Origin of the sequence: Bartonella sp. AP65SXKL (assembly GCF_042195725.1) — a bacterium.
Taxonomy (GTDB): domain Bacteria; phylum Pseudomonadota; class Alphaproteobacteria; order Rhizobiales; family Rhizobiaceae; genus Bartonella.
Window position 1 is genome coordinate 73,610 of record NZ_JBHIOW010000007.1, and the last position, 17,315, is coordinate 90,924.

A 17,315-nucleotide genomic window follows, 5' to 3' on the forward strand; every position below is an offset into this window, starting at 1 on the left:
AAAAATATAAATTATTACTGTGAAGCAAGGTAAAAATTGTAAATAAATATGCAGAATTTTTGAATCTAAACGGCGTAATAAGTTGGTTATAATGGGCGTTTTAGAAATGCGACGCGGAGGATTACAAAATATAATGAAAATTTCTATATAGCAGAATAAGGCTATAACTCATGTGGAGATGGTGGAGGATAATTGATAAGCATTATCTTTTGCGAGTGTATCCCGTTCTGTTTCAATTTTGGAAGGCTTTTGTCGTATCGGCAAAAAAACTTGAAGTATCTTGTAGAAATATTTTTTGTGTTTGCTGATGGTAAATTCGCACTTCTCTCTTTAAAAGAGAAGGGTGTAGTGTTTTGTAGAAAGGGTAAAAGTTATAGGTTGCTTCATTTAAAGGGGCATTGTTGCTTCTTTTGCCCATTTTTTATCTTCTTCATTTAAGTAAGGTGCATTCATCTGATAAACGCGCGCATGGTAATCATTGAGCCATTGTCGTTCTTCTTGTGTCAAAAGCTCTGGAAGGATTAACCGTCGATCAATGGGGCAATGTGTGAGTGTTTCGAACGAGAGCATTTCTATATCTCCACCATCAATTTTTTGTGCTGGCTTCACAATCATCAAATTTTCAAGACGGATACCAAAAGCGCCTTCGCGGTAATAGCCTGGCTCGTTTGAAAGAATCATACCGGAGATGAGTTCTTGGCACCCTTTACGAGAAATATTTTGCGGTCCTTCATGGACAGAAAGATAAGATCCAACACCATGACCGGTGCCATGGGCATAATCAAAACCAGCTTTCCACAATGCAATGCGTGCAAGAGCATCAAGGTCTTGTCCACGGGTTCTTTTGGGAAAGCAAGCAGTTGAAAGAGTAATCATGCCTTTGAGGACAAGCGTAAAACAGCGTTTTTCTTCTTCTCCAATATTCCCAATTGCTACGGTGCGTGTGACATCAGTCGTGCCATCACGATATTGTCCACCTGAATCAACGAGGTAAAGTTCACCGGCTTTGAGTTGTTTATTTGTTTGCGTTGTTACACGATAATGAATAATGGCACCATTTTCTCCTGCTGCTGAAATTGTATCAAAAGAAAGATCTTTAAGTTTTTCTCCCATTTCTTTTGCTGTATTTATGCGAAATTCTTCTAATTTTTGAGCAGCAGAAATTTCACTTATTGACCCTGGTATTTGTTTATCTAACCAAGAAAAAAAACGGGTTAGGGCAACACCATCGCGTAGATGCGCTTTGCGTGCGCCATTGAGTTCTGTGTCATTTTTAATGGCACGTGGTAGAGCAGCAGGATCGGTAAGTGTGATAAAAGAGCTATTTTTTTCTTCAATAACAGTTCGTAATTTTTCGCATGTTAGCTGTGGATCTAAGGCAAACACTGTCCCTTTTTGAACATACTCTTTGATCTTGGGAATAAGCTGTTCTGGTTCATATAATTTTGCATAACGTTCCAGATATTGTTTCTGTTCTACACCAAGTTTTTTGTTGTCAATGAATAAGGCTGGTGTTTCGTTAAGTGGAATGAGAGCAAAACAAAGGGAAAAAGGCGTGTTGGAAACATCATTGCCCCGTATATTGAATGTCCATGCAATGGAAGAGGGATCTGTAAAAATAAAAGCATTTGCATGAGTTTGCTGTATATCTTTGTAAATCAAAGCGAGTTTTTCATCTGTATCGCACCCAGCATATTTGAGAGGGTGAATTGATAAGGCAGATTGTGGTAACTTTGGTTGATTATGCCAGAGCAAATCAATGGGATTATGTTGAACTTCTACAAGTTTTCCACCTGCTTTCATTTCTAATGCGTTTCTCAATGCATCGGTGGCAGCAATCGTGTGGAGCCATGGATCAAAGCCAATAGAAAGTTTTTGACCATTTTTTTCAAGCCATTGTGAGGGAGGACAAGTTATGAGATCTTCATAATTAAAAATATCAGGATCAGTTTGTTGGCGAACTTGGAGCTTATATCGCCCATCTGTAAATATAATGGCTTTGTTTTTTAAAATCAGTGCAATCCCAGCTGATCCAGTAAAGCCGGTTAACCAGCTAAGGCGTTGAGCATGAGGGGGGACATATTCTCCTTGATGTTCATCGCACCGCGGAACAAGAAAACCATCGAGTCCAAGGTGATCGAGTTCTTTACGAAGGCAAGAAATGCGTTCTGCTGCATAAGCAGGATTTGTGGTCGCCTCAAAAGATTGATACATAACGACGTCCTTTTCTTTTCTTTTATTTCAGATGTATCGTAACCCATCCTTGCCGGTGGTATGTTTCGATATGCTTGAGTCCTTGTTTTATATAAGTCTCTAAAACATGGGCATGTTGTTCTTCAAGAATTCCAGAGAGTATAAGTGATCCCCCTTTTTGAAGTGCTTTTACCACTTCTTGCGCAAGTTCAATAAGCGGATTAGCAAGGATATTGGCAACGATGAGATCAAAAGGGGCTCGTGATGCAATTGCATCATGGGCAAAACCTGTTGCTGTGACAGCTGTAACATATTCCTTGACACCATTGAATTCGATATTGTGTTGTGCAACTTGAACAGCAATTGGGTCAATATCGGATGCAAGCACAGGAATTGGTTTGAGCATTGCTATGCCAATGGCTAGTACACCGCTCCCAGTACCAAGATCAAGGGCATTTTTGGGATTTTCGTGTTTCATGACTTTGGCAATCATTTCTAAACAACCGGCTGTTGTTCCATGATGTCCGGTGCCAAAAGCTTGATTAGCTTCAATTTCAATAGGGAGAACATTTGCTGGAATGGCGTTTCGGTTGTGACTTCCATGAAGGAAAAAAGGACCAGCTTGCACAGGTTTTAGTCCTTCTAGGCTTTTTTGTACCCAATCAATGTTGGGTAAAACTTCCATATTAATTTTATCAAAATCTATAGAAAGGATTTGAGCAAAACGTTTCAATGCGTTCTCTTGATTGTCTTGATCGACATATAGAGAAAGCTCATATACAGCATTTTGTTCATCTATCTCTGTAAGAGCAAGAGGATACCCTTCTTCGTCAAAGGCTGTTTCTATAAGGGTATAGAACCGTTCTGCTTCATTTTTAGAAGCAGTATAATAGAGGCGAATTTGTTGCGACATGCTGTTCTTTCTTTTGATCGGTTTTTTTAGTTTAAGATGAGTTTTTTTAACCGTTCAATGGCGATTTCATCTTTTAATTCGCTATCGCTTTCTTTCGTGTCATAACGGATAACGCCAGCTAATTTTCCACCTTTTTTGAGTAAAAAAATTGCTGCTGTATGGTTATATGTATAGTTTCCATCTGTTTCAGGGACTTTTTCAGCAACGATGTTGAAAGAATTGACCATTTTATGAACTTTTTCAGGATCTCCGCTGATGCCAACAATTTTATTGTTAAAATTACTGAGATAATCATGGAGTACTTTTGGTGTGTCACGTTCAGGATCAACAGTCACAAACCATATACCTAATTTATCAGCTTTAGGCCCAAGGGCTGTAAGCCATCGATCAAGATTCATCAGTGTGGTAGGGCAGCTTTCAGGACACATAGTGAAGCCGAAAAAAATTATTGAAGGCTTGCTTCGAACATCAGCCTCAGTAATATTTTTTCCATTAGAATCAGTGAGAGTAAAGTTATCACCTAAAGGCTTATTTGTCAGCGTATCATAAATAAAAACACCTGCAAGAAATATGATTGTCAGCCCCAAGATGCGTATTACATTTTTCATAGTTTGACTCTCTTAAATAGATCGAGAAATTGTAACATCGGCAGGTTTGTTTTGCAATGTGTGTTTCATGGTTGATTTTATTGGCTTGATTGGTATGTCTTTCCATATCTATGATGAAACATTGGTGAAAGATGCATGAATATTGAGAACGATCTTCGGTTTCATGAAAGTGAGCCTCGTATCCATACGACGGCACGGCTGCATGGTTGTAAATTGGGGCGCTATGTGGAAATTAATGAGCGGGTGATTTTACGGGATGTAACCGTTGGAGATTTTTCTTATTTAGAACGTAATAGTGAGGCTATTTATAGCGATATTGGGCGTTTTTGTTCTATTGCATCTCATGTACGGATGAATGCGTTGGAGCATCCTATGGAGCGCGTTTCAACGCATAAAATAACCTATCGTCCAAACGAATATTTTCGTTATATGGCATTAGATAGTGGTTTTCGTGAAAGGCGTTGTGCAAAACGTGTTATTATTGGGCATGATGTGTGGATTGGATATGGTGCGGTTATTATGCCTGGGGTGACAATTGGTCATGGCGCTATCATTGGCGCGAACGCTGTTATAACGAAAGATGTTTTGCCTTATACGATTGTCGTTGGGGTGCCTGCTAAACGGTTGCGGATGCGTTTTCCCAATAATGTGATAGAATGCCTTTTAGATATGGCTTGGTGGGATTGGCCGCTTGATAAAATTCACAACGCATTGCCTGATATGCAAAATTTGCCCATTGAAGCCTTTGTTCGTAAATGGAAATGACATTCAGAATAAAATAAAGTGGTTTCTTGAAAAAATTGATCGTGGTTTACTTGTAATTAAGCTTTGTTTACAAAATTGTCTAGTACACGCTTTTCTCCGGCTTTTTCGAACATTATTGTCAATTTATGATCGTCTATTGCTGTAATATGACCATAACCAAATTTTATGTGAAAAATCCGATCATTGACAGAAAAATCTGATGGTGCATGAGAGATTGATTGAGAGATAACTTTCCCTTCAATATTCTTGTTTTTTTGTGCACGCTTTTGTCTTGCTGTTGCATAGTCAGTATAAAAGGAATCGTGATGTTGAAAGGAAGATTTTCCATAACCACCATAGGATGTTTCCATTTCTACAACTTCTATATGTTCTGCTGGTAATTCATCTAGAAAACGGGAGGGAAGAGCAGGTTGCCAAAGTCCATGAATTCTTCGATTCGATACAAACCATATATGCAAATGTTTTTTTGCTCTTGTTAGACCTACGTAAGCAAGACGCCGTTCTTCTTCTAATCCTGAACGTCCACCTTCATCTAATGAGCGCTGGTGGGGAAAGAGTCCTTCTTCCCAACCTGGAAGAAAAATTGTTTCAAATTCAAGCCCTTTGGCTGAATGAAGTGTCATGATGTTGACTGCATCCATATTTTCATTATTTTCCGTTTCCATAACGAGTGCAACATGTTCCAAAAAACTTTGAAGATTTTCAAATTGTTCCATGGAACGAATCATTTCTTTAAGATTTTCTAGTCTTGTAGGAGCCTCTGGTGAACGATCTTCTAACCACATGGTTGTATAACCAGAATCATCAAGGACGATCTCGGCAAGTTCTCTATGAGGAGTGTCTTGAAGCATATTTTGCCAGCGGCGGAAGTTTTCAATGAGGCTTCGTAACGCACTGCGTGCCTTAGGCTTTAATTCATCTGTTTCAATGATGTCAGCGGCAGCAGAAAAGAGAGGAACAGCACGTGCACGTGCACTCTCATAAAGAATGCGCAGGGTTGCATCTCCTATGCCGCGTTTGGGTGTATTAATAACACGCTCAAAAGCTAAATCATCAGTGGGTTGGACAACAACGCGTAAATAAGCCATGGCATCACGTATTTCCATCCGCTCATAAAAACGAGGACCACCAATAACGCGATAATTAAGGCCAAGCGTTACAAAGCGATCTTCAAATTCACGCATTTGAAATGATGCGCGTACCAATATAGCCATATGATTTAATGCATGACCGGTTTGTTGTGCGCGTTCGATTTCTTCTCCAATTGCTCGTGCTTCTTCTGCCGAATCCCATGCTGAATGAATTTTTACCTTTTCTTCCTCGCTCTTTATTTGAGCAGAAAAAAGGACTTTTCCCAGTCTTTCTTCATTATGAGCAATGAGATGGGAGGCGGTTTTGAGAATATGGGATGTTGAGCGATAATTGCGTTCTAGACGAATAATTTTAGCAGAAGGAAAATCTTTTTCAAAACGTAATATGTTTTCGACTTTTGCACCACGCCATCCATAAATGGATTGATCATCATCGCCAACACAACAAAGATTAACATGTTGACCTTGAGGATGTTGGGCCAAAAGGCGAAGCCAAAGATATTGTGCTGTATTTGTATCCTGATATTCATCGACGAGAATATAACGAAATTGAGAATGATATTCGTGAAGGATATCTGGATTATGTTGGAAGATAGAGATAGAATGAAGTAGAAGGTCACCAAAATCACAAGCATTAAGATCTTTTAATCGATTTTGATAACTGTGATAAAGTTCACGTCCCATGCCATTACCAAAGGAATGAGCATCACTTTTTGAGATATGTGTTGGTGAGAGTCCTTGATTTTTCCAAGAATCAATCATCATGGCAAGGTTTCGTGCGGGCCAACGCTTATCGTCTAATCCTTCAGCTTGAATAAGTTGTTTTAAAAGTCGAAGAACATCATCGCTATCGAGAATTGTAAAGTTTCTTTTTAAATCAACAAGCTCTGCGTGACGGCGTAAAATTTTAGCTCCAGTGGAATGAAAGGTTCCAAGCCAAGGCATACCTTCAACAACTTCTCCAATAAGTTCACCAATACGTATTTTCATTTCACGTGCTGCTTTGTTGGTGAAAGTGACAGCAAGTATTTGCTGAGGAGAGGCAAGTCCAGAGCGTAAAATGTGAGAAATACGGGTTGTTAAAACGCGTGTTTTTCCTGTACCAGCACCTGCAAGAACTAAAAGAGGTCCCTCAGTATTCATAACAGCTTGTTGCTGTTCTGGATTGAGTTGTTCTAAATAGTCTGTGTTATATGATTTTTGTTCTTTTAGAGTATGGGAGAAAAAACCAGAGCTCTTCTTATCATGGTCTGGAGGGGAATCTTCTTCAAAGAAAGGTATGGTATGATCAGAAAAATTACTCATTATCTCTCTTTTGTAGTCTTTTTTTTATTGAAGTTCTAGATTAAAAAAACTTCTCTTAAAAAGTCACAACAGTTTCAGTTGAACAGACAGAAAGAGAACGTAAAAAAATAAGCACAAACATTAAAGGCTTTGGGTGAGAACGCTTTGAAGGGCATAAACGCGTAACGAAGCCGAAAGATTTACTTGTTGTGGTCTTTTGCTATCAATATCGGTAATAATAAAGGCTAAAGATTGTCCTTTTTTGCGGGCTATATCTTTTAGAATATCTAAAAATGGTGGTTCTAAAGAGACGCTTGTTGCGTGTCCATCAACGCGAACAGATATCTTTCGTGGAATGACTTTTGACCAATCGATAGAATTATTTTCGTGCATTTTTCCACCTTTATTCGTCGTTTCGCAAACGATTTTGATCAAGAAATTTTTGCATTTTTAAAGATTTTTGCTGCTCAAAATTTTTTTCAGTTTTTGTTCGTCCAAAACGATAACGATTTTGCTCAGCACAAAGAGATTTTTCTGTACGTTTTTTTTGTTTTCGAAATTGGCGAAGATTAATCAATTCAGTCATGAGAAAAATTATTTTTTCCGAAAGGAATCTAAAGAGACAACATCAGCACTTTGATTTTGTTTTGCATCGTTATTTGAAGGTTCTTTATTTGTACTGAGATTTTGTTCTTTTGTAAGCGTATTTTCTTTTTTTTGTTTGTTTGATAAGGTAATAGGCGTAGTTGAGGTATTTTCTGAATTTTCACTTTCTCCAGAGGTCAGATTTGAGGGCAGATCAAATGCTGCTTCAAATGCTGCTACAGGATCATAAAAGACCTGAATGGAAGTAAAAGGAATCACGAGCTTTTCGGTTATTTCCCTGAAAGAGAGGGTTACTTCGAAAGCTGTTTCTGAAACACTGAGATCTCTAAATTGATGTTGTAAGACGATTGTCATTTGCTCGGGATAGCGATTTTTTAGCCGAGGAGAAATTTTAACGCCTGGGGCATTTGTCAAAAAAGTTATAAAAAAATGATGATTTCCCGGAAGACCTGCTTTGGCAACTTCCGATAAAACTTTACGGATAACTCCACGAAGCGCATCCTGAACGAGAATATCGTAACGGATTTGATCTTTAACCATCGAAGTTTATTCCTTTTATTTCACGTAGCAGAATGGGGCGTATTGATATTGTGTGACAGAATATATTTTAAATTAGCAGATTTTTTCTACGATGCACCTCAATAAATCGAATAAATACGAAACTCTATGGTAAATAATGTCTGATAATGTCTGAAAGATCAATCAACAACATTTAAAAAAGTGAAGGCTTCTGTTGCCAGGTGCCTCCGAACCCCGCTTAAACCTGCGACGGTTTAAGACTTAAATTGAAACATTCACACCACCTTAAGCGGCGAGACGTGCTTCCGCATAGTTGTCATTTGCAACTACTCATTTAGCCCGATAACGGTGGTACAATGCCGAGTAAAAGAGCGATCTTTACACCCTTGTCGATCCTATTTCGCCCCCACCAAAATATAATTTTGGTTTCTTATATTTTGGTGGAGGCGCCGGGTACCGCCCCCGGGTCCAATAGGTTTATTTCACCGTCCATTTATTACCATAGCTGGTAAACCAGCCCTCTAAATATAGATGAAGAACAGTCTTAGGAAAAGGGGGGTTGTTAATATTTTTAATCCTCTAATTATTTATGGAGCTATATGATGCGGCTGTAAAGTATAGTCCGCTCATTTTTGGAGAGGAGATGATGCAAAATGACAAATAATTTAGCAGATATTAAACTATATGATTCAAATCCCGATGAAGCAGCAGTAGAACGACTTAGCCGTCGTTTAGCTTTAGTGATGAAAAAGCAGGATGCAGCGCTTGTTGCTACATCGGATCCAAAAGAGTTAGAACGTGTTGAAAAATGGGTTCAAGATGTTTTAGAAGCCGATGAGAAGAGTGCTAAAATGGCTGTTTCAAAAGTGGCTGAGATGATGTCTGGAGAGCGTAGAAAAAGTCGTGTGACTTTTTATTATCTAGTTGCTAAGCACCTTAATGCACTTCATAAAATTTAAACAATATTAAATTTGTGATAATGATAAAAAAAGCCCAATTTCTTGGGCTTTTTCGTTGATAAAAAGGGTTAATGTTTTTCATCCTCTTGGAGGTAGCCTCCTTTACGCATACTCGGGACAAAGAGAAGAGCAATGAATGCCATGATCATCACGACGGTTATATAAAAATAAAAGAGTGATTCATGACCGTACTTTTTTAATCCAAGCGCAACGTATTCAGCAGAACCACCAAATAAGGCGTTGCCAATGGCATGAGAGATGCTAACGCCTAATGCGCGTATTGAAGAGGGAAACATTGCTGATTTGACGACACCAGAGATGGATGTATACATGCTCATAATGAAGAGCAAGCCAATAATGACGGAAAAGGCAACCCATATACTATGCGTATTACCGATTATCCAGAGTCCAGGAAATGTAAAGATGACAGAGAGTATACTCCAAATGATAAGTAAAGTTTTTGTTCCAATTTTATCGGCTATGATACCAGCTATGGGTTGGAATAGGATGAAAATAAATAGTACAGCTGTCATAATCGTTGTTGCGGTATGTTTATCAAAGCCGGTGGTTGTGATCAGATATTTTTGCATATAAGTCGTAAAGGTGTAAAATGTGAGTGATCCTCCTGATGCAAAGCATGCAATTACGACAACGGCTTTTGTATGCTTGGTGAGAAGTTCCTTAAGACTGCCAGAGTGTTTGTGAGAGCGGCTTTCTTTCGTGGTTGTTTCGTGGAGAGAACGACGCAGATAAATCGCAATCACTGCCCCGAAACCACCAATCACAAAAGGAATGCGCCATCCCCATGCTTTTAACTGATCTTCAGAGAGATAAGATGCTAGAATAAATATAATGAAGCTGGCAAGAAGTTGACCTGTAATAAGGGTGGCTGATTGGAAAGAAGCAAAAAGCCCACGATGTTTTTTGAGGGCAACTTCGCTCATATAAGTGGCTGCTGTACCATATTCACCACCTGCTGAAAGTCCTTGCATCATCCGAGCTAAAAGTAAAAGGATTGCTGATGTTACTCCTAAGGTTTCATAGGTGGGAAGTATGGCGATGAAAAAAGAGCCACCACACATCATAAAAATGGATATAAGCATCGAGCGTTTACGTCCATAACGATCGGCGACAAACCCTAAAAACCAAGCTCCAATAGGGCGCATAAGAAAGCCAATAAAAAACACACCTGCGGTTTTTAACAGTGGCGTAATCGTATCACCATCGGAGGGAAAGAATTGTGATGCAAAATAAATTGATGCAAATGAGTAAACGTAAAAATCATACCATTCTACGAGATTTCCTGATGCGCTTGCTATAATAGCAAAAACACGTTTTCTTGCATCCTGTGATGCTGAAGTTGTTTCATTTTTCATGAATTGTTCCCCTTTTGGATTTATAGTTCATATTTTCTAAACATAATTGTTTATGATTTCCAGAAAAATTCAATGGTATTATAATAATTTCTTAGGGAAACTCTTTAAGATGATTTATTAGAGTTATGTTGTCATTCGTTTTAAGATTTTTACTTGTGTTGTAGAATAAAAAGTTATCACATTGCATTTAAAGGGAGAGAACATTGAAAAGTAGATCAAGATACCTTTAAACTTGATGAGAAGAATGCAATATTGGCATCATACCGGAGGATTATAGAAGAGATGGTCTTTATGAGCAGAAAGCCCAAAAACTGAAGACATTTCATAAAGCTTAAGTTAATGTAAAAGGGGATTTTGTGTCCTTAATTATCTTATTGTATCATAACACATCATCATTTAGGAGGGTGAGGTAAGTCTCAGATAAGGTTTTCCGTATGAGGTGTTTTTTAGATATCGTGATAAATATTTAGGGTAGGGCTGCCCATAGAATCTTATCAAGTAAATTACATAAAGAGGGCAGTAACTATAGACAATTTAAAAGAAACTGAGTTGTTTGTAAGATGAATGCGGGGCGGGCTTTTCGTTCTTTACTAGGGTGGAGAGGAGATCAAAAAAAGCCCAATTTCTTGGGCTTTTTTTATCCAGAAAATAAGTTTAATGAAGTTTATCGTCTTTATCGAGATATCCTCCTTTATCTATATCGGGCATAAGAAGAATAGAGATGAGTGCAATGACCATCATACCAACGATGTAAAAAAAGAAAACAGATTCGTATCCCATATTTTTTAATCCAAGCGCTACATATTCAGCAGAACCGCCAAAGAGTGCGTTGCCAATGGCAAAAGCAAATCCAACACCAATTGCTCGGATTGAAGCAGGGAACAATTCTGCTTTTATGATACCAGCAATGGACGTATAAAAACTCATAACACAGAGTATTCCAATAATGATTAAGAGTGCTGTCCATGGATTATGGGCATTACCGATCATTTTAAGTACAGGAATGGTGCAGATAATGGATAATGCCCCCCAACTAATGAGTGAAGCTCTTGCTCCAATTTTATCGGCTAGGGAACCAAAAAGGGGTTGGAGTAGCACAAAAACAAAGAGGGCGGCAGTCATTATCGTTGTTGCGGTTTGTTTATCAAAGCCCGTGGTTGTGATCAGATATTTTTGCATATAAGTGGTGTATGTATAAAATGTGAGTGATCCACCAGCTGTAAAGCCAACAACCAAAAAGAAAGCTTTTTTATGATTGCGAAAAAGTTCTCGAAGACTACCAGCATGTTTTTCAGAGCGGCTTTTGTGGGTTGTTGTTTCATGAAGCAAACTACGCAGATAAATTGCAACGATTGCTCCAAAGCCACCAATGACAAAGGGAATACGCCATCCCCATGCTTTTAACTGATCCTCGTTAAGGTAAATGGCTAAAATAAATATTATAAAACTTGCGAGAAGTTGACCTGAGATCGTTGTTGCATATTGAAAAGAAGCAAAGAGACCACGACGATTTTTGGGCGCAACTTCGCTCATATAAGTTGCTGCTGTACCATATTCACCGCCAACGGAAAGTCCTTGAAACATACGGACTAAAAGGAGAAGAAATGCTGCTGTTATTCCCAAGGTTTTATAAGTGGGAAGTATGGCAATGAGAAAAGAGCCACCACACATCATAAAAACAGAAATAAGCATTGAGCGTTTACGTCCATAACGATCCGCAATGTATCCAAAGAGCCATGCTCCAATTGGACGCATAAGAAAGCCAATAAAAAAGATTCCTGCCGTTTTTAACAGTTGTGTAACAATATCTTCATCTTCAGGAAAAAATTGTGATGCAAAATAAACCGATGCAAAGGAGTAAGCATAAAAGTCGTACCATTCTACCAGATTTCCTGATGCGCTGGATATGATAGCAAAAATACGTTTCCTTGTATCATGTGGATCTAAAGTTGTTTGATTATTCATGAAGTATTCCCCTTTTAGATTTATAACTTTTCTTCTTTTTAAAGCTATTTACGATGTGCATTATAAAAACGCCATTGTATCATGATAATTTTTTAGGGAAACATAAAGATTTTTTCTAGAGCTATCAGTGGTGTTTTGGGCTCATGGTGTTGTTACATTGCGTAAATCATACGCTTTTTACTATCCTTAAGGAAATATTATTTTTTGTTTGATTGTGAATTATTTGCATATGCAGAGTGTTTATGAAGATATGATACTCTTTAGTTTATATGCTTGATGTTGTTTCGTAAAATGATGTTATTGACTATTTCATGCGAGGTTGGTGTATCTGTTAAAATACTTTTTATGAATGAGCTTAAGTGTTAAGGGGGAGTACAATATTAAGAGTTCGTCAAAAGTATAATGATAGCGGCTTGCACTTTTATTAAGTGTAAAGAGAGTAATGTTCATGTTTATATTTTACGGGGCTTTTACGTTATGTCATTCACGGGTGTCGTTGTGAAATGGAGTTGGGTGCATTGAGAAATGTTTCTCAAAAAAGTGTGCGAATTCATAATATAATGGTATTTTCTATTTTCATGAAAGAATTTGTTTTGCATGAGGGGGTACTATTAAGAACGTATTAAACAAAATCATGAGTGTAATCTTTATTATTGATAAAATTATCTTGAAAGATAATCACTTTTCTTCGATTTTGAGTGGGCATGGGAATATTAAAATAAATCAAACGTTTTTTATCTTCAGTGAATTAAATTCAGCTAAAGAAGTATTTATTACATAATAATATGAAGCCATTTATTTTTATAAGCGGCGTGTGCAGGAGGGAACATTGCTTCTTTAGAGTGTTTGAAGGGATAAAAAATTGTGAGCTTTAAACTTCTATCGGAAAGGATATAAAAAAAGCCCAGTACTCTGGGCTTTTTTGTTAAAATCCTTGTTTGTTAACATTAAAGGTTAATGAATATCGTCTCCTTGTAAATACCCTTTTTTGCGAGCATCTGGCATTAAGAGAACAGCAATGAATGCAATAATCATCATGCCGGTTATATAAAAATAGAAGACAGATTCATATCCAAGATCTTTTAATCCAAGTGCGACATATTCAGCAGAACCGCCAAACAGTGCGTTGGCAATAGCATAAGAGAGCCCAACTCCTATTGCTCGTACTGAAGCAGGAAACATTTCTGATTTTACAATGCCAGAGATAGATGTATAAAAGCTCATAATGCAGAGCATTCCAGTAATGACTGATAAAGCAATCCATGTACTATCAGTACTACCAATCATATTAAGTCCAGGAATGGTAAAGATAATAGATAAGACACTCCAAATAAGGAGTGAAGTTCTTGTTCCAATTTTATCTGCAAGAGCACCAAAGAGGGGTTGGAGTAACATGAAAACAAAGAGTGCAGCTGTCATGATTGTTGTGGCTGTATGTTTATCAAAGCCAGTGGTTGTGATCAGATATTTCTGCATGTAAGTCGTATAGGTGTAGAATGTGAGCGATCCTCCAGCTGTAAAGCCAATAACCAGAAAGAAAGCTTTTCGGTGGTTGCTCAGAAGTCCCCTAATACTACCAGCTTGTGCACTAGAACGACTTTCTTTGGTCGTTGTCTCATGGAGTGTGCGGCGTAGATAAATCGCAACAATTGCGCCGCATCCACCAATGGCAAATGGAATACGCCAGCCCCACGCTTTTAGCTGATCTTCGGTGAGATAAAGCGCTAAAATGAATATAACGAGACTGGCTAGAAGTTGACCACCAATCAGTGTGGTATATTGGAAAGAGCTAAAAAATCCGCGGCGATTTTTGAGGGCGATTTCGCTCATATAAGTTGCTGTTGTACCATATTCACCACCGACAGAAAGCCCCTGAAGCATTCTGAGTAAAAGTAAAAGAATTCCTGCTGCCATTCCAATGGTTTCATAGGTAGGAAGTAGGGCGATTAAGAACGAACCACCACACATCATAAAAACAGAGATAAGCATTGAGCGTTTGCGTCCGTAACGATCGGCAATGAAGCCAAAAAGCCATCCGCCTATTGGGCGCATAAGAAAACCAATAGCAAAAACACCCGCCGCTTTTAAAAGTTGCGTAACGTCATTGCCATCTGAGGGAAAGAATTGTGATGCAAAATAAATAGATGTAAAGGAATAAACATAAAAGTCATACCATTCTACTAGATTACCTGATGCACTGGACACGATAGCCCAGATACGTTTTCTTGTATCATGTGGTTTTAAAGCTTCTTGTTTTTCCATAGTCGATCCCTTTATTTGATGTTCATCCATCTTTGTTCATTTATGTCATTTTTTTAGAAGCTGTCTATAGTATTTTATCTTTTGCATCAAAAATTTAGTTAGATCATGATAATTTCTTGTGTAAGATGTTTTTGGAAAAAGATTTGAATTATGTTTGTACGGATTTTACAGTTTTTATTTTCTATAATAAGAAGAATCGGACATAATACCCTCATGAAATCATATCTTGCTCTTTTATCTCATGTTTTAAATCAGGGTATTGATCGGACAGATCGAACGGGTGTTGGAACGCGATCTATCTTTGGGTATCAGATGCGTTTTGATTTACAAGCAGGATTTCCGTTGTTGACAACAAAGAAACTACACTTACGTTCAATTATTTATGAACTTTTGTGGTTTCTTAAAGGCGATACAAATATCGCTTGGTTGAAAGAGCATGGTGTGTCAATTTGGGACGAGTGGGCTGATGAAAAGGGAAATCTTGGTCCTGTTTATGGTTATCAGTGGCGTTCTTGGCCCGCTCCTGATGGACGCCATATTGATCAAATTAACAATCTTTTAACGATGATTAAGGAAACGCCAGATTCTCGTCGCTTGATTGTATCAGCTTGGAATCCTGCATTAATAGAGGAAATGGCGTTGCCTCCGTGTCATTGTCTTTTTCAATTTTACATTGCGGAGGGGAAATTATCTTGTCAACTTTATCAGCGTTCGGCGGATATTTTCTTAGGTGTTCCATTCAATATTGCATCCTACGCATTGCTAACGATGATGATTGCGCAAGTAAGCGGTCTTAAAGTAGGCGATTTTATTCATACTCTGGGAGATGCTCATCTTTATTCTAATCATTTTGAACAGGCAAAATATCAATTGTCTCGTATACCAAATGCTTTGCCATGTATGCGCATAAATCCAGCGGTAACAGATCTTTTTTCTTTTCAATTTGAGGATTTTGAGTTGCTTAATTATGAAGCACAACCCCATATTAAAGCGCCGGTAGCAATATGACGATTTCCATTTGTTTAATTGCTGCTGTTGCAGAAAATGGTGTTATCGGTCGTGAAGGTGCCATGCCGTGGCATTTATCGACGGATTTGCAACGCTTTAAAGCTTTGACGTTGCGTAAGCCCATTATTATGGGAAGAAAAACTTGGGATTCTATTAGGAGACCTTTACCAGGGCGTACAAATATCGTCATTACGCGTGATTGTACCTTTTGTGCTGAGGGGGCTGTTGTTGCTCACTCTTTATCGCAAGCTTGTTCTCTTGCAACAAGCGTTGCTTCTCAAAATGATGTAGAGGAAATTTTTATTATTGGTGGTGGTGCAATTTTTCAACAAGGGTTGCATATGGCTGATAAAATATTTCTTACAGAAGTTTTAGCTTCTATAGAAGGTGATAGTTTTTTTCCTGTTTTTGATAAAGAAAAGTGGACTATTGTGCAAACACAAGATATTCCAAAAGGGGATAAAGATAGTCATCCGACACGTTTTGTTGTTTATGAGCGGAAATAATTTTTTGTAATATGAAGTGGAAGGGTTTATCAGTTGTATTGTAATGAGGTAAGAGACACCCTATAAGATCAAGCAAATGGTTGGTGTTCGAGTAGTGGTAATCAGTTAAAGAGGTGATAATGCCCTGGACAAATCAAAATGGTGGTGGCCCGTGGAGTGGCGATAAAAACAGTGGTGACAAAAAAACACCAGCTAAGAATCTCTTTGGTTCTGGTGGCGGTAATGGTGGCGAAAATGGTCCTAATCTTAATGAAATTTTGCGCAAAGGGCAGGATCAGTTTAAACAATTCGGGAGAAGCAGTTTTTCTGTTTTATTCCTTCTGCTTATTGTGTTTTTTTGGCTATACCAGTCAATTTATATTGTTCAGCAAAATGAACAAGCGGTAGAGTTGCGCTTTGGCATCCCTAAAGAAGGCATTATTGGTGATGGGTTGCATTTTCATTTTTGGCCAATTGAGACCTATATGAAAGTCCCTTTAACGGAAAAAACAATCGCGATTGGTGGGAAGCCCGGTCAGGCGCAACAAAGTGATGGTTTAATGCTTTCGAGTGATCAAAATATCGTTAATGTTAATTTTTCCGTTTATTATCGGATTTCATACCCTAGTCAGTTTTTATTCAATGTGAATGATCAAGAGGGAACTGTCCGCCAAGTTGCTGAGAGTGCAATGCGTGAGGTCATTGGTTCGCGGCCGGTTGATGATGTTTTACGTGACAAGAAAGAAGAAGTTGCTAATGACGTTAGAAAGATTATCCAGTTGACTGTGGATAAATATCAACTTGGTGTCGAAATAAGCCGTGTTTCTATCAGTGAAGCTGCTCCTCCGACAAAGGTTGCTGCTGCGTTTAATTCTGTTCAGCAGGCGGAGCAGGAACGTGGAAGAATGATTGAAGAGGGGAATCGTGTGCGTTTTACGAAAATTGGTTTAGCAAATGGTGAAGCTTCACGCACACGGGAAATCGCAAAAGGTGAAAAGGCACAAATGGTTGAAGAGGCAACAGGGCGTGCTGAACGTTTTCAGGCGATAGCTCGAGAGGCTGCGATTTCACCAGAAGCTGCTCGCTACCGTCTCTATATGGAGACGATGGGGCGGATTCTTTCTTCACCAAATAAGCTGGTTCTTGATCAGGCAAATTCTCCAGCGGTGCCTTATTTACCTTTGAATGAATTGTTGCGTAGCAAGTCATCGGAAAAAGTAAAGGCAACAGCAGCGCGTCCTGCGTTACTCTTAGATTCTCGTATTTCTGGAGGAGATTAAT

General features: G+C 38.4%; 15 protein-coding genes and 1 other RNA gene. 5 read left to right on the forward strand and 11 right to left on the reverse strand.

Features of this window, described 5'->3' with window-relative positions; genetic code table 11:
- Window positions 1-387: 387 nt before the first annotated feature.
- Genes ACFIMP_RS05815 through ACFIMP_RS05825 form a run of 3 tightly spaced genes read right to left on the reverse strand, consistent with a single transcriptional unit; the run spans window position 388 to window position 3,714 of the window.
- Window positions 388-2,214, reverse strand: coding sequence for an aminopeptidase P family protein (locus tag ACFIMP_RS05815; protein WP_375613377.1), 1,827 nt, complete (start codon window positions 2,212-2,214; stop codon window positions 388-390).
- Window positions 2,215-2,236: 22 nt separating this feature from the next.
- Window positions 2,237-3,106 carry a 50S ribosomal protein L11 methyltransferase gene (locus tag ACFIMP_RS05820; RefSeq protein ID WP_375686125.1) on the reverse strand — a complete coding sequence of 290 codons (870 nt, stop codon included), beginning with the start codon at window positions 3,104-3,106 and terminating at the stop codon, window positions 2,237-2,239.
- 26 nt (window positions 3,107-3,132) lie between these two features.
- Window positions 3,133-3,714 carry an SCO family protein gene (locus ACFIMP_RS05825; RefSeq protein ID WP_375631170.1) on the reverse strand — a complete coding sequence of 194 codons (582 nt, stop codon included), beginning with the start codon at window positions 3,712-3,714 and terminating at the stop codon, window positions 3,133-3,135.
- Between the two features lie 135 nt (window positions 3,715-3,849).
- Between ACFIMP_RS05825 and ACFIMP_RS05830 the strand changes: the two genes are divergently transcribed.
- Entirely contained in the window at window positions 3,850-4,479 is a 630-nt protein-coding gene (locus ACFIMP_RS05830) for a DapH/DapD/GlmU-related protein (RefSeq protein ID WP_375643457.1), read from the forward strand.
- A 56-nt stretch (window positions 4,480-4,535) separates the two neighbouring features.
- On the opposite strand, the gene ACFIMP_RS05835 is transcribed toward ACFIMP_RS05830, so the two are convergent.
- The 5 genes from ACFIMP_RS05835 to ssrA all read right to left on the reverse strand — a co-directional run bounded on the left by ACFIMP_RS05835 (window position 4,536) and on the right by ssrA (window position 8,536).
- A complete protein-coding gene (locus ACFIMP_RS05835) occupies window positions 4,536-6,875 on the reverse strand; it encodes an ATP-dependent helicase (RefSeq protein WP_375686126.1) in 2,340 nt (779 codons plus the stop codon).
- Window positions 6,876-6,995: 120 nt separating this feature from the next.
- A complete protein-coding gene (locus ACFIMP_RS05840; protein ID WP_375612010.1) occupies window positions 6,996-7,247 on the reverse strand; it encodes a ribbon-helix-helix domain-containing protein in 252 nt (83 codons plus the stop codon).
- 10 nt (window positions 7,248-7,257) lie between these two features.
- A complete protein-coding gene (locus ACFIMP_RS05845; protein WP_375612011.1) occupies window positions 7,258-7,440 on the reverse strand; it encodes a DUF4169 family protein in 183 nt (60 codons plus the stop codon).
- An 8-nt stretch (window positions 7,441-7,448) separates the two neighbouring features.
- Window positions 7,449-8,000 (reverse strand): SspB family protein, encoded by a 552-nt coding sequence (locus ACFIMP_RS05850; protein ID WP_375612012.1) that lies wholly within the window; start codon window positions 7,998-8,000, stop codon window positions 7,449-7,451.
- A gap of 179 nt (window positions 8,001-8,179) precedes the next feature.
- Window positions 8,180-8,536: a transfer-messenger RNA gene (ssrA, locus tag ACFIMP_RS05855) on the reverse strand.
- Window positions 8,537-8,632: 96 nt separating this feature from the next.
- Between ssrA and ACFIMP_RS05860 the strand changes: the two genes are divergently transcribed.
- Window positions 8,633-8,938, forward strand: a complete 306-nt coding sequence (locus tag ACFIMP_RS05860; RefSeq protein WP_375612013.1) for a DUF2853 family protein — start codon at window positions 8,633-8,635, stop codon at window positions 8,936-8,938.
- 68 nt (window positions 8,939-9,006) lie between these two features.
- Here ACFIMP_RS05860 and ACFIMP_RS05865 read toward each other — a convergent pair whose 3' ends face one another.
- The 3 genes from ACFIMP_RS05865 to ACFIMP_RS05875 form a co-directional block, all read right to left on the reverse strand.
- Window positions 9,007-10,314: an MFS transporter gene (locus tag ACFIMP_RS05865; RefSeq protein ID WP_375612014.1), complete on the reverse strand. Its 1,308-nt coding sequence runs from the start codon at window positions 10,312-10,314 to the stop codon at window positions 9,007-9,009.
- A gap of 654 nt (window positions 10,315-10,968) precedes the next feature.
- On the reverse strand, window positions 10,969-12,279 hold the full coding sequence (locus ACFIMP_RS05870; protein ID WP_375686127.1) for an MFS family transporter: 1,311 nt from the start codon (window positions 12,277-12,279) through the stop codon (window positions 10,969-10,971).
- A gap of 954 nt (window positions 12,280-13,233) precedes the next feature.
- On the reverse strand, window positions 13,234-14,541 hold the full coding sequence (locus tag ACFIMP_RS05875; protein ID WP_375612016.1) for an MFS family transporter: 1,308 nt from the start codon (window positions 14,539-14,541) through the stop codon (window positions 13,234-13,236).
- 213 nt (window positions 14,542-14,754) lie between these two features.
- Here ACFIMP_RS05875 and ACFIMP_RS05880 point away from each other — a divergent pair, with 213 nt between their 5' ends.
- The 3 genes from ACFIMP_RS05880 to hflK all read left to right on the forward strand — a co-directional run bounded on the left by ACFIMP_RS05880 (window position 14,755) and on the right by hflK (window position 17,314).
- Window positions 14,755-15,549: a thymidylate synthase gene (locus ACFIMP_RS05880; protein ID WP_273722957.1), complete on the forward strand. Its 795-nt coding sequence runs from the start codon at window positions 14,755-14,757 to the stop codon at window positions 15,547-15,549.
- On the forward strand, window positions 15,546-16,055 hold the full coding sequence (locus ACFIMP_RS05885; protein WP_375629938.1) for a dihydrofolate reductase: 510 nt from the start codon (window positions 15,546-15,548) through the stop codon (window positions 16,053-16,055). The genes ACFIMP_RS05880 and ACFIMP_RS05885 overlap by 4 nt, the downstream gene beginning before the upstream one ends.
- Before the next feature lie 119 nt (window positions 16,056-16,174).
- Complete coding sequence (gene hflK, locus ACFIMP_RS05890) at window positions 16,175-17,314, forward strand: FtsH protease activity modulator HflK (RefSeq protein ID WP_375612019.1); 1,140 nt, start codon at window positions 16,175-16,177, stop codon at window positions 17,312-17,314.
- Window position 17,315 lies beyond the last annotated feature (1 nt).

What these genes read in the sequence shown, in the direction of transcription:
- ACFIMP_RS05830 (WP_375643457.1), top strand. Translation starts at nt 3,850, where the DNA reads ATGAATATTGAGAACGATCTTCGGTTTCATGAAAGTGAGCCTCGTATC.
- ACFIMP_RS05820 (WP_375686125.1), bottom strand. Translation starts at nt 3,106, where the DNA reads ATGTCGCAACAAATTCGCCTCTATTATACTGCTTCTAAAAATGAAGCA.
- ACFIMP_RS05860 (WP_375612013.1), top strand. Translation starts at nt 8,633, where the DNA reads ATGACAAATAATTTAGCAGATATTAAACTATATGATTCAAATCCCGAT.
- ACFIMP_RS05835 (WP_375686126.1), bottom strand. Translation starts at nt 6,875, where the DNA reads ATGAGTAATTTTTCTGATCATACCATACCTTTCTTTGAAGAAGATTCC.
- hflK (WP_375612019.1), top strand. Translation starts at nt 16,175, where the DNA reads ATGCCCTGGACAAATCAAAATGGTGGTGGCCCGTGGAGTGGCGATAAA.
- ACFIMP_RS05825 (WP_375631170.1), bottom strand. Translation starts at nt 3,714, where the DNA reads ATGAAAAATGTAATACGCATCTTGGGGCTGACAATCATATTTCTTGCA.
- ACFIMP_RS05850 (WP_375612012.1), bottom strand. Translation starts at nt 8,000, where the DNA reads ATGGTTAAAGATCAAATCCGTTACGATATTCTCGTTCAGGATGCGCTT.
- ACFIMP_RS05845 (WP_375612011.1), bottom strand. Translation starts at nt 7,440, where the DNA reads ATGACTGAATTGATTAATCTTCGCCAATTTCGAAAACAAAAAAAACGT.
- ACFIMP_RS05875 (WP_375612016.1), bottom strand. Translation starts at nt 14,541, where the DNA reads ATGGAAAAACAAGAAGCTTTAAAACCACATGATACAAGAAAACGTATC.
- ACFIMP_RS05815 (WP_375613377.1), bottom strand. Translation starts at nt 2,214, where the DNA reads ATGTATCAATCTTTTGAGGCGACCACAAATCCTGCTTATGCAGCAGAA.
- ACFIMP_RS05880 (WP_273722957.1), top strand. Translation starts at nt 14,755, where the DNA reads ATGAAATCATATCTTGCTCTTTTATCTCATGTTTTAAATCAGGGTATT.
- ACFIMP_RS05885 (WP_375629938.1), top strand. Translation starts at nt 15,546, where the DNA reads ATGACGATTTCCATTTGTTTAATTGCTGCTGTTGCAGAAAATGGTGTT.
- ACFIMP_RS05865 (WP_375612014.1), bottom strand. Translation starts at nt 10,314, where the DNA reads ATGAAAAATGAAACAACTTCAGCATCACAGGATGCAAGAAAACGTGTT.
- ACFIMP_RS05870 (WP_375686127.1), bottom strand. Translation starts at nt 12,279, where the DNA reads ATGAATAATCAAACAACTTTAGATCCACATGATACAAGGAAACGTATT.
- ACFIMP_RS05840 (WP_375612010.1), bottom strand. Translation starts at nt 7,247, where the DNA reads ATGCACGAAAATAATTCTATCGATTGGTCAAAAGTCATTCCACGAAAG.